General features: G+C 55.3%; 12 protein-coding genes and 3 pseudogenes. 2 read left to right on the forward strand and 13 right to left on the reverse strand.

What is annotated here, in order from left to right; genetic code table 11:
* Window positions 1-21: 21 nt before the first annotated feature.
* The 4 genes and pseudogenes from FDW95_RS23050 to lacI all read right to left on the reverse strand — a co-directional run.
* A pseudogene (locus FDW95_RS23050) lies at window positions 22-162 on the reverse strand (maltose acetyltransferase domain-containing protein); the annotation flags it as partial.
* Window positions 163-227: 65 nt separating this feature from the next.
* Entirely contained in the window at window positions 228-1,481 is a 1,254-nt protein-coding gene (lacY, locus tag FDW95_RS23055; RefSeq protein ID WP_015572119.1) for a lactose permease, read from the reverse strand.
* Window positions 1,482-1,532: 51 nt separating this feature from the next.
* A complete protein-coding gene (gene lacZ / locus FDW95_RS23060; RefSeq protein ID WP_103284498.1) occupies window positions 1,533-4,607 on the reverse strand; it encodes a beta-galactosidase in 3,075 nt (1,024 codons plus the stop codon).
* A 121-nt stretch (window positions 4,608-4,728) separates the two neighbouring features.
* Window positions 4,729-5,811, reverse strand: a complete 1,083-nt coding sequence (lacI, locus tag FDW95_RS23065; protein ID WP_032664842.1) for a DNA-binding transcriptional repressor LacI — start codon at window positions 5,809-5,811, stop codon at window positions 4,729-4,731.
* Window positions 5,812-6,163: 352 nt separating this feature from the next.
* Here lacI and FDW95_RS24105 point away from each other — a divergent pair.
* Both FDW95_RS24105 and FDW95_RS23080 read left to right on the forward strand, forming a co-directional pair.
* Window positions 6,164-7,174: pseudogene (locus FDW95_RS24105) on the forward strand (zinc-binding alcohol dehydrogenase family protein).
* A gap of 378 nt (window positions 7,175-7,552) precedes the next feature.
* The gene (locus FDW95_RS23080; RefSeq protein WP_071602398.1) at window positions 7,553-7,795 is read left to right on the forward strand and encodes an EAL domain-containing protein; all 243 of its coding nucleotides are present in this window, start codon (window positions 7,553-7,555) and stop codon (window positions 7,793-7,795) included.
* A gap of 28 nt (window positions 7,796-7,823) precedes the next feature.
* Here the strand turns inward: FDW95_RS23080 and FDW95_RS23085 are convergent.
* The 9 genes and pseudogenes from FDW95_RS23085 to fecI all read right to left on the reverse strand — a co-directional run.
* Window positions 7,824-8,076 (reverse strand): annotated as a pseudogene (locus tag FDW95_RS23085) (IS66 family transposase); the annotation flags it as partial.
* A 49-nt stretch (window positions 8,077-8,125) separates the two neighbouring features.
* On the reverse strand, window positions 8,126-8,419 hold the full coding sequence (gene tnpB, locus FDW95_RS23090; protein WP_004118251.1) for an IS66 family insertion sequence element accessory protein TnpB: 294 nt from the start codon (window positions 8,417-8,419) through the stop codon (window positions 8,126-8,128).
* Between the two features lie 98 nt (window positions 8,420-8,517).
* Window positions 8,518-9,285: a Fe(3+) dicitrate ABC transporter ATP-binding protein FecE gene (gene fecE / locus FDW95_RS23095; protein WP_004152282.1), complete on the reverse strand. Its 768-nt coding sequence runs from the start codon at window positions 9,283-9,285 to the stop codon at window positions 8,518-8,520.
* Window positions 9,286-10,242, reverse strand: a complete 957-nt coding sequence (fecD, locus tag FDW95_RS23100) for a Fe(3+) dicitrate ABC transporter permease subunit FecD (protein ID WP_004118246.1) — start codon at window positions 10,240-10,242, stop codon at window positions 9,286-9,288. It lies immediately after the preceding gene.
* Window positions 10,239-11,237 carry an iron-dicitrate ABC transporter permease FecC gene (gene fecC, locus FDW95_RS23105; RefSeq protein WP_004118243.1) on the reverse strand — a complete coding sequence of 333 codons (999 nt, stop codon included), beginning with the start codon at window positions 11,235-11,237 and terminating at the stop codon, window positions 10,239-10,241. The genes fecD and fecC overlap by 4 nt, the downstream gene beginning before the upstream one ends.
* A complete protein-coding gene (gene fecB / locus FDW95_RS23110; RefSeq protein WP_004118241.1) occupies window positions 11,234-12,136 on the reverse strand; it encodes a Fe(3+) dicitrate ABC transporter substrate-binding protein FecB in 903 nt (300 codons plus the stop codon). Before fecB ends, fecC begins: the two co-directional genes overlap by 4 nt.
* A gap of 44 nt (window positions 12,137-12,180) precedes the next feature.
* Window positions 12,181-14,505, reverse strand: coding sequence for a TonB-dependent Fe(3+) dicitrate receptor FecA (gene fecA / locus FDW95_RS23115; RefSeq protein WP_062779787.1), 2,325 nt, complete (start codon window positions 14,503-14,505; stop codon window positions 12,181-12,183).
* A gap of 86 nt (window positions 14,506-14,591) precedes the next feature.
* Window positions 14,592-15,545: a ferric citrate uptake sigma factor regulator FecR gene (fecR, locus tag FDW95_RS23120; RefSeq protein ID WP_004118237.1), complete on the reverse strand. Its 954-nt coding sequence runs from the start codon at window positions 15,543-15,545 to the stop codon at window positions 14,592-14,594.
* On the reverse strand, window positions 15,542-16,063 hold the full coding sequence (fecI, locus tag FDW95_RS23125; RefSeq protein WP_016236495.1) for an RNA polymerase sigma factor FecI: 522 nt from the start codon (window positions 16,061-16,063) through the stop codon (window positions 15,542-15,544). Before fecI ends, fecR begins: the two co-directional genes overlap by 4 nt.
* Window positions 16,064-16,197: the final 134 nt, after the last annotated feature.

Raw genomic sequence — 16,197 nt, forward strand, 5'->3', positions numbered from 1 at the left:
TCAATAAGTTGGAGTCATTACCCTTTTTTCAACTTCTGATGGATGCGAGTGATTGAACTCATACATTAATGTTTTCCCACGAAGTCTTTTTTCAGGTAAGCCTTCGCACATATCGGTAAATAGCTTGCCTGCTTTTATTTTTTCTGTCATCGACATGTTCATTTTTAACATTCCGTCCTGATAAGTTGGTCGGATAAGGCGCTCGCGCCGTATCCGACATTAATTTCTTAAGCGACTTCATTCACCTGGCGACGCAGCAGGGAAAGTGGGCCGGGGCCGCTAAGCGTGAACACGGAAATTAAGGTGAAGCCCAGCGCCACCAGACCCAGCACCAGGTAAGCGCCCTGGAAACCGATGCTTTCATACATATTGCCCGCCAGAATAGACATAAAAACCATCGCCAGTTGCTTAAAGAAGCAGAAACAGACCAGATAAATCGTCGCTGAAAAACGCACTTCAAACTGGCTGGTAATATATTTAAAGCAGCCCACCAGCAGGAACGGTACTTCAAACATATGCAGCGTTTTCAGAATAACCACTTCCAGTGCTGAGGTAGCGAACGATGAGCCAATAATACGTACTGACATAATAGTGCCAGCCAGCAGCAGGGCGTTTTTCCCACCGATGCGATTAATGATCAGTGGCGCAAAAAACATAATCGAGGCGTTAAGTAATTCGCCCATTGTCGTTACGTAGCCAAATACCCGCGTACCCTGTTCACCGGTAGCAAAGAACGAAGTAAAGAAATTAGCAAACTGTTGGTCAAAAACATCGTAGGTGCAGGAAACGCCAATAACATACAGTGACAAAAACCACAGTTTTGGCTGTCTGAACAGTTCCAGCGCCAGCTTAAGGCTAAATGCCGAATGGTTGGCACCTACCGCATTGGCAACCGTGGCAGAAGAGGGCGCATCCGTTTTGGCGAAAAAGAGTAAAACGGCGAGGATGAGTGCACAGCCAGAACCCAGCCAGAAAACAAACTGATTATTGATGGTGAACATGATGCCGACAATCGAGGCACACAGCGCCCAGCCAACACAGCCAAACATCCGCGCTCGACCAAATTCGAAATTACTGCGACGGCTGACTTTCTCGATAAATGCCTCTACTGCTGGCGCACCGGCGTTAAAACAAAAGCCTAGATAAATACCACCAACAATCGATCCTACTAAAATGTTGTATTGTAACAGTGGCCCGAAGATAAAAATAAAGAACGGCGCAAACATCACTAACATGCCGGTAATAATCCACAGCAGGTATTTGCGCAGCCCGAGTTTGTCAGAAAGCAGACCAAACAGCGGTTGGAATAATAGCGAGAACAGAGAAATAGCGGCAAAAATAATACCCGTATCACTTTTGCTGATATGGTTGATGTCATGTAGCCAAATCGGGAAAAACGGGAAGTAGGCTCCCATGATAAAAAAGTAAAAGAAAAAGAATAAACCGAACATCCAAAAGTTTGTGTTTTTTAAATAGTACATAATGGATTTCCTTACGCGAAATACGGGCAGACATGGCCTGCCCGGTTATTATTATTTTTGACACCAGAGCAACTGGTAATGGTAGCTACCGGCGCTAAGCTGGAATTCCGCCGACACTGACGGGCTCCAGGAGTCGTCGCCACCAATCCCCATATGGAAACCGTCGATATTCAGCCATGTGCCTTCTTCCGCGTGCAGCAGATGGCGATGGCTGGTTTCCATCAGTTGCTGTTGACTGTAGCGGCTGATGTTGAACTGGAAGTCGCCGCGCCACTGGTGTGGGCCATAATTCAATTCGCGCGTCCCGCAGCGCAGACCGTTTTCGCTCGGGAAGACGTACGGGGTATACATGTCTGACAATGGCAGATCCCAGCGGTCAAAACAGGCCGCAGTAAGGCGGTCGGGATAGTTTTCTTGCGGCCCTAATCCGAGCCAGTTTACCCGCTCTGCTACCTGCGCCAGCTGGCAGGTCAGGCCAATCCGCGCCGGATGTGGCGTATTGCTCGCCACTTCAACATCAACGGTAATCGCCATTTGACCACTTCCATCAATCCGGTAGGTTTTCCGGCTGATAAATAAGGTTTTCCCCTGATGCTGCCACGCGTGGACCGTGGTAATCAACACCGCGTCGGCAAGCGTATCTGCCGTGCACTGCAACAACGCTGCTTCGGCCTGGTAATGGCCCGCCGCCTTCCAGCGTTCGACCCAGGCGTTAGGGTCAATGCGGGTCGCTTCACTTACGCCAATGTCGTTATCCAGCGGTGCGCGGGTGAACTGATCGCGCAGCGGCGTCAGCAGTTGTTTTTTATCGCCAATCCACATCTGTGAAAGAAAGCCTGACTGGCGGTTAAATTGCCAACGCTTATTATCCAGCTCGATGCAAAAATCCGTTTCGCTGGTGGTCAGTTGCGGGATGGCGTGGGGCGCGGAGGGGAGTGTCACGCTGAGGTTTTCCGCCAGACGCCACTGCTGCCAGGCGCTGATGTGTCCGGCTGCTGACCATGTGGTCGCGTTCGGTTGCACTACGTGAACCGTTAGCCAGAGTTGTCCGGCGCTCTTCGGCTGCGGTAGTCCAGGCAGTTCAATCAACTGTTTACCTTGTGGAGCGACATCCAGAGGCACTTCACCGCTTGCCAGCGGCTTGCCATCCAGCGCCACCATCCAGTGCAGGAGCTCGTTATCGCTATGACGGAACAGGTATTCGCTGGTCACTTCGATGGTTTGCCCGGATAAACTGAACTGGAAAAACTGCTGCTGGTATTTTGCTTCCGTCAGCGCCGGATGCGGCGTGCGGTCGGCAAAGACCAGACCGTTCATGCAGAACTGGCGATCATTCGGCGTATCGCCAAAATCACCGCCGTAAGCCGACCACGGATTGCCATTTTCATCATATTTAATCAGCGACTGATCCACCCAGTCCCAGACGAAGCCGCCCTGTAAACGGGGGTACTGACGAAACGCCTGCCAGTATTTAGCGAAGCCGCCAAGACTGTTACCCATCGCGTGGGCGTATTCGCAAAGGATCAGCGGGCGCGTCTCTCCAGGCAACGAAAGCCATTTTTTGATGGACCATTTCGGTACAGCCGGGAAGGGCTGGTCTTCATCCACGCGCGCGTACATCGGGCAAATAATATCGGTTGCGAAGGTGTCGGCTCCGCCGCCTTCATACTGTACCGGGCGGGAAGGATCGACAGATTTGATCCAGCGATAGAGTGCGTCGTGATTAGCGCCGTGGCCTGATTCATTCCCCAGCGACCAGATGATCACACTCGGGTGATTACGATCGCGCTGCACCATTCGCGTTACGCGTTCGCTCATCGCGGGTAGCCAGCGCGGATCATCGGTCAGACGATTCATTGGCACCATGCCGTGGGTTTCAATGTTGGCTTCATCCACCACATACAGGCCGTAGCGGTCGCACAGCGTGTACCACAGCGGATGGTTCGGATAATGCGAACAGCGCACGGCGTTAAAGTTGTTCTGCTTCATCAGCAGGATATCCTGCACCATCGTCTGCTCATCCATGACCTGACCATGCAGAGGATGATGCTCGTGACGGTTAACGCCGCGAATCAGCAACGGCTTGCCGTTCAGCAGCAGCAGACCATTTTCAATCCGTACCTCGCGGAAACCGACATCGCAGGCTTCTGCTTCAATCAGCGTGCCGTCGGCGGTGTGCAGTTCAACCACTGCACGATAGAGATTCGGGATTTCGGCGCTCCACAGTTTCGGGTTTTCGACGTTCAGACGTAGGGTGACGTGATCGGCATAACCACCACGCTCATCGATAATTTCACCGCCGAAAGGCGCGGTGCCGCTGGCGACCTGCGTTTCACCCTGCCACAAAGAAACCGTCACCCGCAGCTCATCGCGCAGCTCGCCGTATATCTGAACGTCTGCCTCCAGTACAGCGCGGCTGAAATCATCATTAAAGTGAGTGGCTACATGTAAATCGCTGATTTGCGTGGTCGGTTTATGCAGCAACGAGACGTCACGGAAAATGCCGCTCATCCGCCACATATCCTGATCTTCCAGATAACTGCCGTCACTCCAGCGCAGCACCATCACCGCGAGGCGGTTTTCTCCGGCGTGTAAAAATGCGCTCAGGTCAAATTCAGACGGCAAACGACTGTCCTGTCCGTAACCGACCCAGCGCCCGTTGCACCACAAATGAAACGCCGAGTTAACACCATCAAAAATAATTCGCGTCTGGCCTTCCTGTAGCCAGCTTTCATCAATATTAAATGTGAGCGAGTAACAACCCGTCGGATTCTCCGTGGGAACATACGGCGGATTGACCGCAATGGGATAGGTCACGTTGGTGTAGATAGGCGCATCGTAACCGTGCATCTGCCAGTTTGAGGGGACTATGACAGTATCGGCGTCAGGAAGATCGCGCTCCAGCCAGCTTTCTGGTACCGCTTCTGGTGCCGGAAACCAGGCAAAGCGCCATTCACCATTCAGGCTGCGCGACTCTTGGGAAGGGCGATCGGTGCGAGCCTCTTCGCTATTACGCCAGCTGGCGAAAGGGGGATGTGCCGCAAGGCGATTAAGTTGGGTAACGCCAGGGTTTTCCCAGTCACGACGTTGTAATACGACGGCCAGTGAATCCGTAATCATTGTCATAGTTGTATCCTGTGTGAATTGTTATCCGCTCACATTTTCGCATAACATACGAGCCGGACACATAGAGTGTAAAGCCTGGGGTGCCTAATGAGTGAGCTGACTCACATTAATTGCGTTGCGCTCACTGCCCGCTTTCAAGTCGGGAAACTTGTCGTGCCAGCTGCATTAAGGAATCTGCCAACGTGCGGGGAGAGGTGGTTTGCGTATTGGGCGGTAGGGTGGTTTTTCTTTTCACCAGTGAGACGGGCAACAGCTGATTGCTCTTCACCGCCTGGCCCTGAGAGAGTTTCAGCAAGCGGTCCACGCTAGTTTTCCCCAGCAGGCGAAAATCCTGTTTGATGGTGGTTAACGGCGGGATATAACACGAGCTGTCTTCGGTATCGTCGTATCCCACTACCGAGATATCCGCACCAACGCGCAGCCCGGACTCGGTAATAGCGCGCATTGCGCCCAGCGCCATCTGATCGTTGGCAACCAGCATCGCAGTGGGAACGATGCCCTCATTCAGCATTTGCATAGTTTGTTGAAAACCGGACATGGCACTCCAGTCGCCTTCCCGTTCCGCTATCGGATGAATTTGATTGCGTGTGAGATATTTATGCCAGTCCGCCAGACGCAGACGCGCCGAGACAGAACTTAATGGACCGGCTAACAACGCGATTTGCTGGTGACCCAATGCGATCAGATGCTCCACGCCCAGTCGCGTACCGTCTTCATGGGAAAAAATAATACTGTTGATGGGAGTCTGGTCAGAGACATCAAGAAATAGGGCCGGAACATTAGCGCAGGCAGCTTCCACAGCAATGGCATCCTCGTCATCCAGCGGATAGTTAATGATCAGACCACTGACGCGTTGCGCGAGAAGGTTATGTACCGCCGCTTTACAGGCTTCGACGCTGCTTCGTTCTACCATCGACACCACCACGCTGGCACCCAGTTGATCGGCGCGAGATTTAATCGCCGCGACAATTTGCGACGGCGCGTGCAGGGCCAGACTGGAGGTAGCAACGCCAATCAGCAACGACTGTTTGCCCGCCAGTTGTTGTGCCACGCGGTTGGGAATGTAGTTCAGCTGCGCCATCGCCGCTTCCACCTTTTCCCGCGTTTTCGCAGAGACGTGGCTGGCCTTGTTCACCACGCGGGAAACGGTCTGATAAGAGACACCGGCATACTCTGCGACATCGTATAGCGTTACTGGTTTCACATTTACCACCCTGAATTGACTCTCTTCGGGTGCTATCATGCCATACCACGAAATGTTTTGCGCCATTCGGAGGGGGCACGCCGAAGTGAGATTCAAAATGCCGACGTCAGTTCACAGGTGGGTAATGATACCAACGTGTTGATTTCGTATTTTCACTGACACCAGGATCATCCTGATGTTACAAGGATTGAATGACTACAGATTAAAATAGTCATCAACAGGTTGACAGCATTACCCAGCGCCCGCTTTCCGCGTATTTTTCGATTTGCACTGCCGGGGGCACTGGCGGGTATCGCGTTCCGCACACTTTTACATTTATTTATCTGGTGACTGACCTTTTTAAGGAGACAGAATGAAAGCCGTTGGTTTCTGGCAACCCGGGGAAAGTACATCCGTTATTGAAGATTTGTCGCTTCCCCACCCATCCATGCCCAAGGGGCGTGATCTTTTGATCAGAGTCAGGGCGGTCGCGGTTAACCCACGGGACCTGAAAAGCCGGCGAAACATCAGTCCCTCTGCAGGCAATCCGGTAGTTATGGGATACGACGCTTCCGGTGTTGTTGAAGCAACCGGACCAGATGTGACGCTGTTCAGGCCAGGTGACCACGTTTTCTATGCCGGTGTGCTCGATCGCCAGGGAGCCAACGCAGAGTTTCAGCTGGTTGACGAACGCATTACGGGGATAAAGCCGGCAGCACTAAGTTTTGAAGCTGCAGCGTCGGTTCCTCTGACCGGTCTGACAGCCTGGTAAATGTTATTTGATCGTCTGCAGTTGTCAGTGAACGGAGATGCTGATCAGACCCTGTTGATGCTTGGCGGTGCGGGCGGAGTCCCTTGTATGGCTATACAGCTTGCCCGCACTCTGAGTCGGGTGAACATCATCGGGACTGCCTCCCGGCAGGAGAGTGTCAGAGCGGTTCGCGGGTTTGGTGCGCATTATGTCCTAGATCATTCATGTGCGCTTGCGCCACAGGTTGCCAGCCTTGCTGGACTCCCTCCCATTACCCGGATTTTCTCAACGTACACCACGCCATCTGCCTGGGAAAATATGGCCGAAATTATTGCCCCACAAGGCCGTATCGGACTCATCGACGACCCTGAACCACTGGATCTGCGTTTGATCAAATTTAAGAGCGTTTCTGTTCACTGGGAGGCAATGTTTACCCGCCCCATGCATGCTACTGCGGACATGTCTAAACAGCATGATATTCTTAACAAACTCTCATGCATGCTGGATTCCGGTAAGCTCAAACCTCCGTTGCTGGCAGAGTATGGCAGGCTGAATGCTAAAGCACTTCGCCGGGCTCATGAGGACATGGAAAATAAAAATGTGAACGGGAAAATTGTTTTTTCAGGGTTCTGATGAACAGGCCTGTCAGAGTAAAAAAAGATTCGGGTTCAGCACAATGCTGAATTCTGTCTGGCTATAGAGTAAGAATCGTACCGGAATTGAGCATTTACCCTCAGTACCTGCGGATGAAAAAGCAGTCTGCCCTGACATACTGAACAATCCCTTCTCATAAGATGCCTCTCTTTTGCTGTTTAAAGAGCTGAGCAGTCCGGGCGGAGACTGACCTCGTTCCGCTTTCCAAGCGACCCCCTTGTTGAAAGTGCGACAAAAGAGATAGGGCGAATGACTATACTTCGCTCATAGCTGCCCGTCATGCCAGCTCAAAAAACAGGCTTAACGTAGGATATTTTCCGTTTTCCAAGCGGCCCCCATATTGAATGGCTGACGGTACTGGATTTCGATGAGATAAAAATAGACCGTATTTTTATTGCCAATATTGATGACCCGGTGAAGCGAGCGCTACTTGTTTCTGTGGTGAAAGGGTTACGTGGTACTGGCAAACCACTGATGTTTGAAGGGGTGGAAACGCCAGGACAGTTTGAATTCGTCCGTTCTCTTGGCCCCGGTTACCTAGTTCAGGGCTGGTATACCGGAAAACCCGAAACAATATCTGCGATGAATATTCAGGGTTAAAACGATACGGGGCCCGGCCCGTATCGGCAACCCGACCCGTCAGCGTATCGCTTTCTGTCTGAAGCCGGTTCAGGTCGGCTTCTATCTGCGCGATGCGGCGGGAGATTTATTCAGAACGACTGCCGAAGTTCATCCGGCGAAGCTTATCCAGCTGCGCCTGCAGATGGTCTATTTCGCGCTCCCGGTCGGCCTGCTTTTCCAGCAGGGCGCGGTTCAGCGCTTCCTGTTCGGACAGGCGCTGTTTCAGCAGAAGGATGTCGTCAGGGGGAGGTGTTGTTCATAAGCCCGCATTTTACCAGGCTTATTCAACGACAACCAGGATAAAGAGGCCTACAACATGGTCAGGGACGTAAGCAGTCTTTTAGGCTGCCGCCAGTCGATGCCTTCCAGAAGCATTGCCAGCTGCGCCGGGGTCAGGAATACTTTGCCATCGCGGGCAGAGGGCCAGGCGAAGCGGCCGCGTTCCAGCCGTTTGGTCAGCAGGCACAGCCCGTCGCCGGTGGACCACAGCAGTTTGACCTTACTGCCGCTGCGGCCCCGGAAGATGAAGACATGGCCGGACATCGGGTCATCTTTCAGCATCGTCTGCACCTTTGCGGCGAGACCATTGAAGCCGTTGCGCATGTCGGTGATACCGGCAACCAGCCAGATTTTGGTGCCTGTTGGCAGGTGGTTATCACTTCCTTTATCTGTCCTGTGATGATCCTTATGACTTCGCCAGACTACTTCACCACACACATGGGTCTGCCAGATACCGGTTCGGGATGGATTTCCGCTTCTACGCTGAACACCGTCTTTAGAAGCTCTGGTTTCATCACTGCTTCCGGAGCACCTTGCGCCATCACGCGACCGCTTGCCAGTACCACCAGATGATCGCAATAGCGGCTGGCCTGATTCAGATCGTGGAGTACCGTCACTACGGTTTTCCCCTGCCTTTTGAGTTCAACCATCAGGCGCATCAGTTCAACCTGATGATTGATATCGAGGTAGGTCGTAGGCTCATCAAGAAGAATGAGTGGGGTATCCTGTGCCAGCACCATCGCCAGAAACGCACGCTGGCGCTGGCCGCCGGAAAGCTGGGTTAACCTGCGGTCAGCCAGATTGCGCGTCCGGGTCTGACTCATTGCCACGTTGACCCGCTCGTTGTCTTCCGCGGAGAGTCGCCCCCACAACGACAGCCACGGGCTGCGGCCGTAGGAAACCAGTTCCCGTACAGTGATCCCCTCGGGGGATAAATGGTGTTGCGGCAGTAAAGCCAGGCGGCGAGCCAGCTGGCGGGCGGAAAAACCGGCTATGGGTTTTTCATCAAGCAATATCTCGCCAGAGTCTGGTGTTAACAGGCGAGAAAAACAGTTCAACAGCGTCGATTTCCCGCAACCGTTAGGGCCGAGCAGGGCCGTGATTTTTCCGGCAGGCAGGGCGAGAGAAAGTCCATCCAGCACGGTTTGTGCGCCATAGCTGACGGTCAGATTTTCAGTACGTAATCTCATTTATCGCATTCTCACAAGCAGCCAGACAAACCACGGTGCGCCGATAATGGCGGTCAGCACGCCTGCCGGAAGCTCCAGCGGCGGATGAATGATTCGTGCCAGCAGATCGGCAATGACCAGCAACAACGCGCCCGTCAGGGCCGAAACGGGCATCAGCCAGCGGTGACGCCCGCCGGCGATCCTGCGCACCATGTGCGGCACGACGAGACCAATAAAACTTATCGGGCCACAGACGGCCACGCCGGTTGCTGTCATCGCGACAGCCAGCATCAGCCCCTGGAACCGGGTGCGCTGAACCGACACGCCGAGCGTGGCTGCTCGTGCATCGCCCAGCGCCAGCAGGTCGAGATCGCGACAAAAGCGCAGGCTCAGCGGCAAAAACAGAATGAGCAACGGCACGGCAATCTTCACAAAGTGCCAGTCGCGCCCCCATAAGCTACCCGTCAGCCACAGCAGGGCACTGTTTACATCCTGCGGGTGCAGGAGCATCAGGTAATCCGTCAGGCTCGCCCAGCAGGCGGAAAGCGCCACGCCGGTGAGCGCCAGCTTCATCGGCTGGTGGGTCTTTGCCAGCATCTTCAGCAAGATCAACCCCGCCATACCGCCCGCAAAGGCCAGCAGCGGCAGCACCATCACGGATAGTGATGGCATAAGAAGCAGTGCTCCCACAGAGGCAAGGCTGGCGGCATGGTTAATGCCGAGAATATCCGGTGATGCTAGCGGGTTACGCACAATCCCCTGTACCAGCACGCCCGCCACGGCGAGGGCTGCACCGACAAACAGTGCCAGCAGCAAGCGCGGCAGTCGGTACTCCATCAATACATAATAATGCTCGCGTCCGTCCTGCCAGTCGGTCAGCAGCGCGCGCCACGGCACGGGGATCACCCCCATATGGAGTGATAACAGCGCACAGCCTGCCAGGGCAAGGGTGATGAAAATGACCAGCGCAATTTTCATCCTCGCCTCCTCACCAGCCAGACAAAGCAAGGACTGCCAATCAGCGCCAGCACTGCGCCTGCGGGCAGATCGCCGGGGAAGGCCAGCGCGCGTGCGAGTACATCTGCCATCAGCATCAGCGTGGCCCCCAGCAGCATGCTCACCGGCAGTACGTTGCGCTGATCGAAGCCTGCCCAGAAGCGCGCCAGATGTGGCACCAGCAGGCCGATAAACGCCACCGGACCTGCCACACTGACGCACGCGCCAACCAGAAGCAGCACTAACATATTGATTATCAAACGTAGTCTCGGCAGGTTCACTCCCAGCGTATGGGCGGTACTGTCGCTGACGTTGAGCAGGTTCAGTTGATTCGCCAGCAGCAACACGACAGGGACTGCAGTGACCACCACCGGCAAGAGCTGCCAGACATCCTGCCAGTGGGCGTGGGACACTCCGCCTGCCAGCCAGTAAAAGATGCCGTAAGCATGATCTTCGGCCAGCAGTAGGGTGATGCGGGTCAGGGCCATACAAAAGGCCGACAGCGCGATACCCGCGAGGATCAGTTTGTTTCTGTCCTGGGTATGACGAAACCCGCCTCCTGCGGTCATGACCAGCAGCCAGCTCACGCCGCCCCCGCATGCCGCGATGAACGACAGGGAATAGCCTGCAACCGGCGTCGGACTCAGCGCGCTGGTAAGCGCCATAGCCAGCGCCGCGCCGCTGTTAATGCCGAGCAGTGAAGGAGAGGCCATTGGGTTGTGGGTCAGGGTTTGCAGCAGCGTGCCCGCGAGCGCCAGGCTTGCGCCGATCAGAACGGCGACCAGGCTTCGCGGCAAACGAAGGTTTTGCACCAGCGCTTCTGGTAGCGTTGGCGTGTGTCCAGGCAGCAGGGCGCGGATTGCGTCTGCTCCGGAAACAGGAATGGCCGAGTAGCAAAACAGACTCAGCCAGAAAATAATAATAAGTACTGCAACGGGAAGCCCCCACAGCAGCACCGGGTGTTTTAGCGCGGTCATTTCACATCGGTAAGCGGCTGATGGTGGAAGATTTTTACCGTGTCAGCGGCAATACGCTCTGCGGCAAAAATACCGCGCATCCGCGCCCAGGCGTTACTGTCGACTGAAGCAACCTGCTGCTTCTGCGCGGCGGTTAATATCTGCCAGAGCGGATCTTGTTGCCAGCGTTTAACAATGCTCTCTTCGCGATAGTGGGCAACCAGCAGCCAGGCAGGATTGACCGCCAGCAGTTGCTCCAGGCCGATGGACGGCATGGACGCGCCCGCCATCGCAGCGGGAACGTTCAGCCCCAGAGAAGCCAGCACGCTGCCGGTCCAGGTCTCCTGGGTATGCAGGTTGAATAGCTGTTCGCGTGATGTGCCAAAGGCCACGCGTGTCCCTGTGGGAAGCTGGCTGGCCCACTGCGCCATCTTCTCTTTATGTTGTTCCAGACGCGCCTGCATCTCTCGTTTTTTACCTACCACTTCGCCGATGATAGCCGCTGAGTGCAAATTTTCAGCGTAGGTTTCGTTGCGGGACTTAAGCAGCAGTACCGGCGCGATTTGCTGCAAGGCGGTGTAAATCCCCGCATGGCGACTGCTGTCGGCAATGATCAGGTCTGGTTTCAGGGCAGCAATGGCTTCCAGGCTCGGCTGCGCGCGCGTTCCGACGGACTGCCACGGTTTCAGGTGCGCACGCACTTCGGGCAGGATGCGTTTTGCATCGTTATCGTCGGCAATACCGATCGGGCTGACGTCCACGGCGGCCAGCGCATCGGCGAACGAGAGTTCCAGCACCACAATCCGTTGTGGCGTTTTATCGAGTGTAAACGTGCCGTGTTCGTCCTGAACCGTGGCGGCAAAGGCGTGGCCGATCACCAGCAGCAGGCCTGCAAAAAGAAAACGGATAAATGCCAACATAGTCACATTCCAGCTAAAAGCCCGGCAAGCCGGGCGTTAACACATCAGAACTTCAACGACCCCTGCATATACAGCGTGCGCGGCTGGCCTGCGTAGATGCCTTTGTTGTTGTCGTCATAAGAGCGGATGAAGTAGTCCTGGTCGAAGATGTTTTTCACACCGAACGCCAGGTTCAGATCTGCCATCTGCGGGCCAAAGTCATACGCCACGCGTGCGCCCCAGAGCATGAAGCCGGGAATGCGGCCGGTACTGCCGTCGGCGCTCTCTTTCACCGTATTGGCGTTATCCGCAAACTGGCTGGACTGGAAATCGCTGTTCAGATTGAACGTCCAGTTGCCCGGCTTGTAGTCCACGCCCAGCGTGCCTTTATGTTTCGGGGAGAATGGCACCTGATTGCCATAGGTGTCGCCTTTCTCGCGGATTTCCGCTTTCACATACGCATAGCTGGCGTAGACGGAAACGTTATCAAGCGTTGGCGTTAGCGTACCCAGGTCGTAACGTGCCTGCGTTTCCAGCCCGGTATGGCGCGTTTTGCCACGTGCAGTGACGGTGTCGTTGGTCTGGTTGGAGTCGTACTGATTGTTAAAGTTAATTAGGAACAGCCCCATTTCCGCCGTCAGCGCGCCGTCGTCGTAGCGGGTACCGAGTTCCCAGGTTCGCGCTTTTTCCGGTTCCACATTGCCGCTTTGCACAGCCTTGCCAATCTGGCTGTACTGTACGGTGCCGAACGAGCCTTCAGTGTTTGCATAAAGATTCCAGCTATCAGTCAGGTGATAGAGCACGTTCAACGCCGGAAGCGGTGCGTTATAGCTCACCTCTTCGTGCGTGCCTTTGATGGCGTTGTTCTGGTATGACTCGATATGTTCGAAACGCATACCCGGCGTGATGGTCCAGTTGCCGATGTCGATTTTGTCATCCAGATACCAGGCGTGCGCCTCGGTGCCGGAACGCGTGTCGCGGTCGTAAGGGCTTGAGCCGGACGGCAACTGCCCGCTGCTGGTGGCGGTGTAGTAACGCATTTCATGCGTTGATTCATTCACATAGCGATAGCCCACGCCCACTTCGTGCGCGGAAGGGCCGATCATAAAGCTCTGGCTGTAGCGTGGCTCAATACCGCGCACCCAGTAGTTACGCGGCGAGAGGGTGATGCGTTTGCCTTGCTCCAGGTAGCCGCTGCGCAGGGTTTGGGTGTAGAACCCCTGAATGTTGAATTTATGCTGGCTGTCCGGCTGGAACTGGTAGCCCAGGCTCGCCAGCTTGCGACGGCCCCAGAAGCGGTCATACGGGCGGGTGGATTGCCAGCGATCGGCGTCGTAATCCGCGCGGGACAGGCCGCCGGGCATGTCGGCTTCACCATCGTAATATTGCAGCAGGCTGTTGAAGGTGTGCACCTCATTCGGCGCATATTTGCTTTTCAGCATCAGGTCGTCGATGCGGGTGGCGCTGTGCTCGCGCCAGTCACTGCCGCGCGTGCCGGAGTAGAGCAGCGCGGTGCCAAAACCGTTGTCCGCTGTGCCGCCCACCATCAGGTTGTGCGTCTCTTTCGGGTTGTTTTGTGAAGAGGTTGGGCTGAGCTGACCTTCCACCCCCGCCTCGATACCAAAGTCCTGCGGAATGGCGCGGGTAACAAAGTTCACCACGCCGCCCACGCTCTGCGGTCCGTAACGCACCGCACCACCACCGCGCACCACGTCAATGGCATCCATGTTGCCGAGCGAAACGGGAGCCAGTGAAAGCTGCGGCTGACCGTAAGGGGCAAAGGGGACGGGGATGCCGTCCATCAGGACGGTCGAGCGGCTGGCGAGGCGTGGGTTCAGGCCCCGGATGCCAAAGTTCATCGCCAGGTCGTGGCTGCCGGTGCCGTTGTTTTCCGGCGCGCTGACGCCAGGGATGCGGTTAAGCACCTCACGCATGGTGGTTGCGCCGGTTTTGGCGAAATCCTCACGGCGGATCACGTCACGCGCGCCAGCATGTTCAAATACGTCGTTTTCACGCGCATCGCCCAGCCAGTCGCCGACCACGGTCAGGGCATCTTCTTTTGGCGCGGGCGCGGTCTCCAGCGTCCAGCTGTTATTTCCCAGCGGTTTTACCTGCAGTCCGCTGCCGTCCAGCAGCTGTTGCAGGCCGCTCTCGACGTCGTAATCTCCGTGCAGGCCGTTGCTCTGCTTGCCGCGCGTCAGGCTGGCGTCAACCGAGAGGGTAATTCCGCTGTGTGCGGCATACTGATTGAGCGCTTTGTCGAGCGATCCCGGTGCGATATCAACCTGTGCAGCAAAAGCGGAAAACGAGAGACCGGCCAGCGGCAGCAGGCTCAGGCGAATGGCGTTAACCAAAGGTGTTGTTTTACGAAAAACGCGTAACGGCGTCATACCTTCTCCATCATCATTTTTGTTGTGTTCAGCTATGAGTCGAACGAGAAGGGTAAAAAGGACAATCGAAATGAGAATTATTTTTCTTACAGCGGTGAAATGTTTATCCAGTACCGCGTAATAGACTGAATTTTAACGGGAAGCGTTTGAGCGATAACGTTCAGGATCGCATCGGTATTTTTCAGCGGGAACGTCCCGCTCAGGCGCAGCCCGGCAACGGCGGGATCGCAGCGCAGCACGCCGTTGCGGTAACGGCTTAGCGTGGCTATCACCTCACCCAGCGGTTTATCGCTGAAGCTCAGGATGCCCTTCGTCCAGCTTGTACTCTCGTCATCCAGCGGTTTCACTGCGCCAAACTCAGAGGCGCTGAACTGCAGGCTTTCACCAGCGTTCACGATGCGTTTTTGCGCGGGGGCACTGGCGAGAAGCACTTCCACGGCATGCTGCTGCACGTCAAGCTGCGTGAAATTATCCTGCTGGCGGACGGTAAATTCTGTCCCTAAAGCGGTGAGTTGGCCCTGACGGGTCAGGACGCGGAAGGGGCGTTGCTGCGCATCTTTCGCGGTAGTAATGGCGATTTCACCGTACCAGAGCCGGACGGTGCGCTGATGCGCATCAAAACGCACATCCGCCGCGCTTTGGGTATTCAGCGTGAGCAGGGAGCCATCTTCCAGTTGCTGACGGCTGACTGCGCCTTTGGCGGTGCGGTAATCTGCCCGCAGACCTTCGCCGGTTTCCGACTGCCAGAGTTGCCAGCCTCCGCCAGCGCCGAGCAACAGCAGTAATCCTTTCATCACGTGACGGCGGGTGAGGCGGGTATCGTGCAGCGCCCGGCTGGCAACGTCGCCAGGCACACCGCCAAGCTGGTTGCGCAGGTTTTCAACCTGCTGCCAGGCCCACTGGTTATCCTGATCCTGTTCATACCACTGTTGCCAGCGCGCTTCCTGTTGTGGGCTGACGCGCTCGCCGCTTAGCACGGCATACCAGTGGGAAGCTGAACGCAGCGCCTGACGGCGGGAATCGGTTAACGAAGGATTCATAACCCATGCTCCAGACGAAACAGCAGGCAGTGCTCGACGGCTTTCGCCACGTATTTTTTCACGGAGCTGACGGAAACACCGAGTTTGTGCGCAATCTCGCTGTATGTCAGGCCATCCAGTTGCGAAAGCAGAAACGCTTCACGTGTTTTTCCGTTTAGCCCGTCCAGCATGCTGTCGACGAGTTGTAGGGTCTCGAGCTGGCTTTCGCGTTCCTCAGGTGAAGGCGCTACCCCCTCCGGCATAAGCGCCAGCATCTCCAGATACGCTTTTTCCAGCGCGTTTCGGCGAAACAGGTCCACCATCACGCGTTTGGCGATAGTGCACAGGAAAGAGCGAGGATCGCGGATCGTCGAGAGCGTTTCGCTGCTCATTACCCGCAAAAAAGTGTCCTGGGCAATGTCATCTGCATCAAAGGCAGACTGGAGTTTGCGCGTCAGCCAACTTTTCAACCAGCCGTGATGGGTGTCATAAAGCGACTCGAACGTTAAGGAAGCTGTGGTAGTGGCACGGTCAGACATGCGGAGTGCATCAAAAGTTAATTATCACGTAGCCATATTAATATGAGAATGGTTATCATTACAATTGGAAATAAAATTGTTTCCAATAAACATTTTTAACATGTTGTTTTTCTAAGGAAGGTGCGAACAAGTTC

The organism is Citrobacter sp. wls718, from assembly GCF_005280945.1.
Taxonomy (GTDB): domain Bacteria; phylum Pseudomonadota; class Gammaproteobacteria; order Enterobacterales; family Enterobacteriaceae; genus Citrobacter; species Citrobacter gillenii.

What these genes read in the sequence shown, in the direction of transcription:
- lacY (WP_015572119.1), bottom strand. Translation starts at nt 1,481, where the DNA reads ATGTACTATTTAAAAAACACAAACTTTTGGATGTTCGGTTTATTCTTT.
- lacZ (WP_103284498.1), bottom strand. Translation starts at nt 4,607, where the DNA reads ATGACAATGATTACGGATTCACTGGCCGTCGTATTACAACGTCGTGAC.
- tnpB (WP_004118251.1), bottom strand. Translation starts at nt 8,419, where the DNA reads ATGCGCAACGGCTTCAATGGTCTCGCCGCAAAGGTGCAGACGATGCTG.
- fecE (WP_004152282.1), bottom strand. Translation starts at nt 9,285, where the DNA reads ATGAGATTACGTACTGAAAATCTGACCGTCAGCTATGGCGCACAAACC.
- fecD (WP_004118246.1), bottom strand. Translation starts at nt 10,242, where the DNA reads ATGAAAATTGCGCTGGTCATTTTCATCACCCTTGCCCTGGCAGGCTGT.
- fecC (WP_004118243.1), bottom strand. Translation starts at nt 11,237, where the DNA reads ATGACCGCGCTAAAACACCCGGTGCTGCTGTGGGGGCTTCCCGTTGCA.
- fecB (WP_004118241.1), bottom strand. Translation starts at nt 12,136, where the DNA reads ATGTTGGCATTTATCCGTTTTCTTTTTGCAGGCCTGCTGCTGGTGATC.
- fecA (WP_062779787.1), bottom strand. Translation starts at nt 14,505, where the DNA reads ATGACGCCGTTACGCGTTTTTCGTAAAACAACACCTTTGGTTAACGCC.
- fecR (WP_004118237.1), bottom strand. Translation starts at nt 15,545, where the DNA reads ATGAATCCTTCGTTAACCGATTCCCGCCGTCAGGCGCTGCGTTCAGCT.
- fecI (WP_016236495.1), bottom strand. Translation starts at nt 16,063, where the DNA reads ATGTCTGACCGTGCCACTACCACAGCTTCCTTAACGTTCGAGTCGCTT.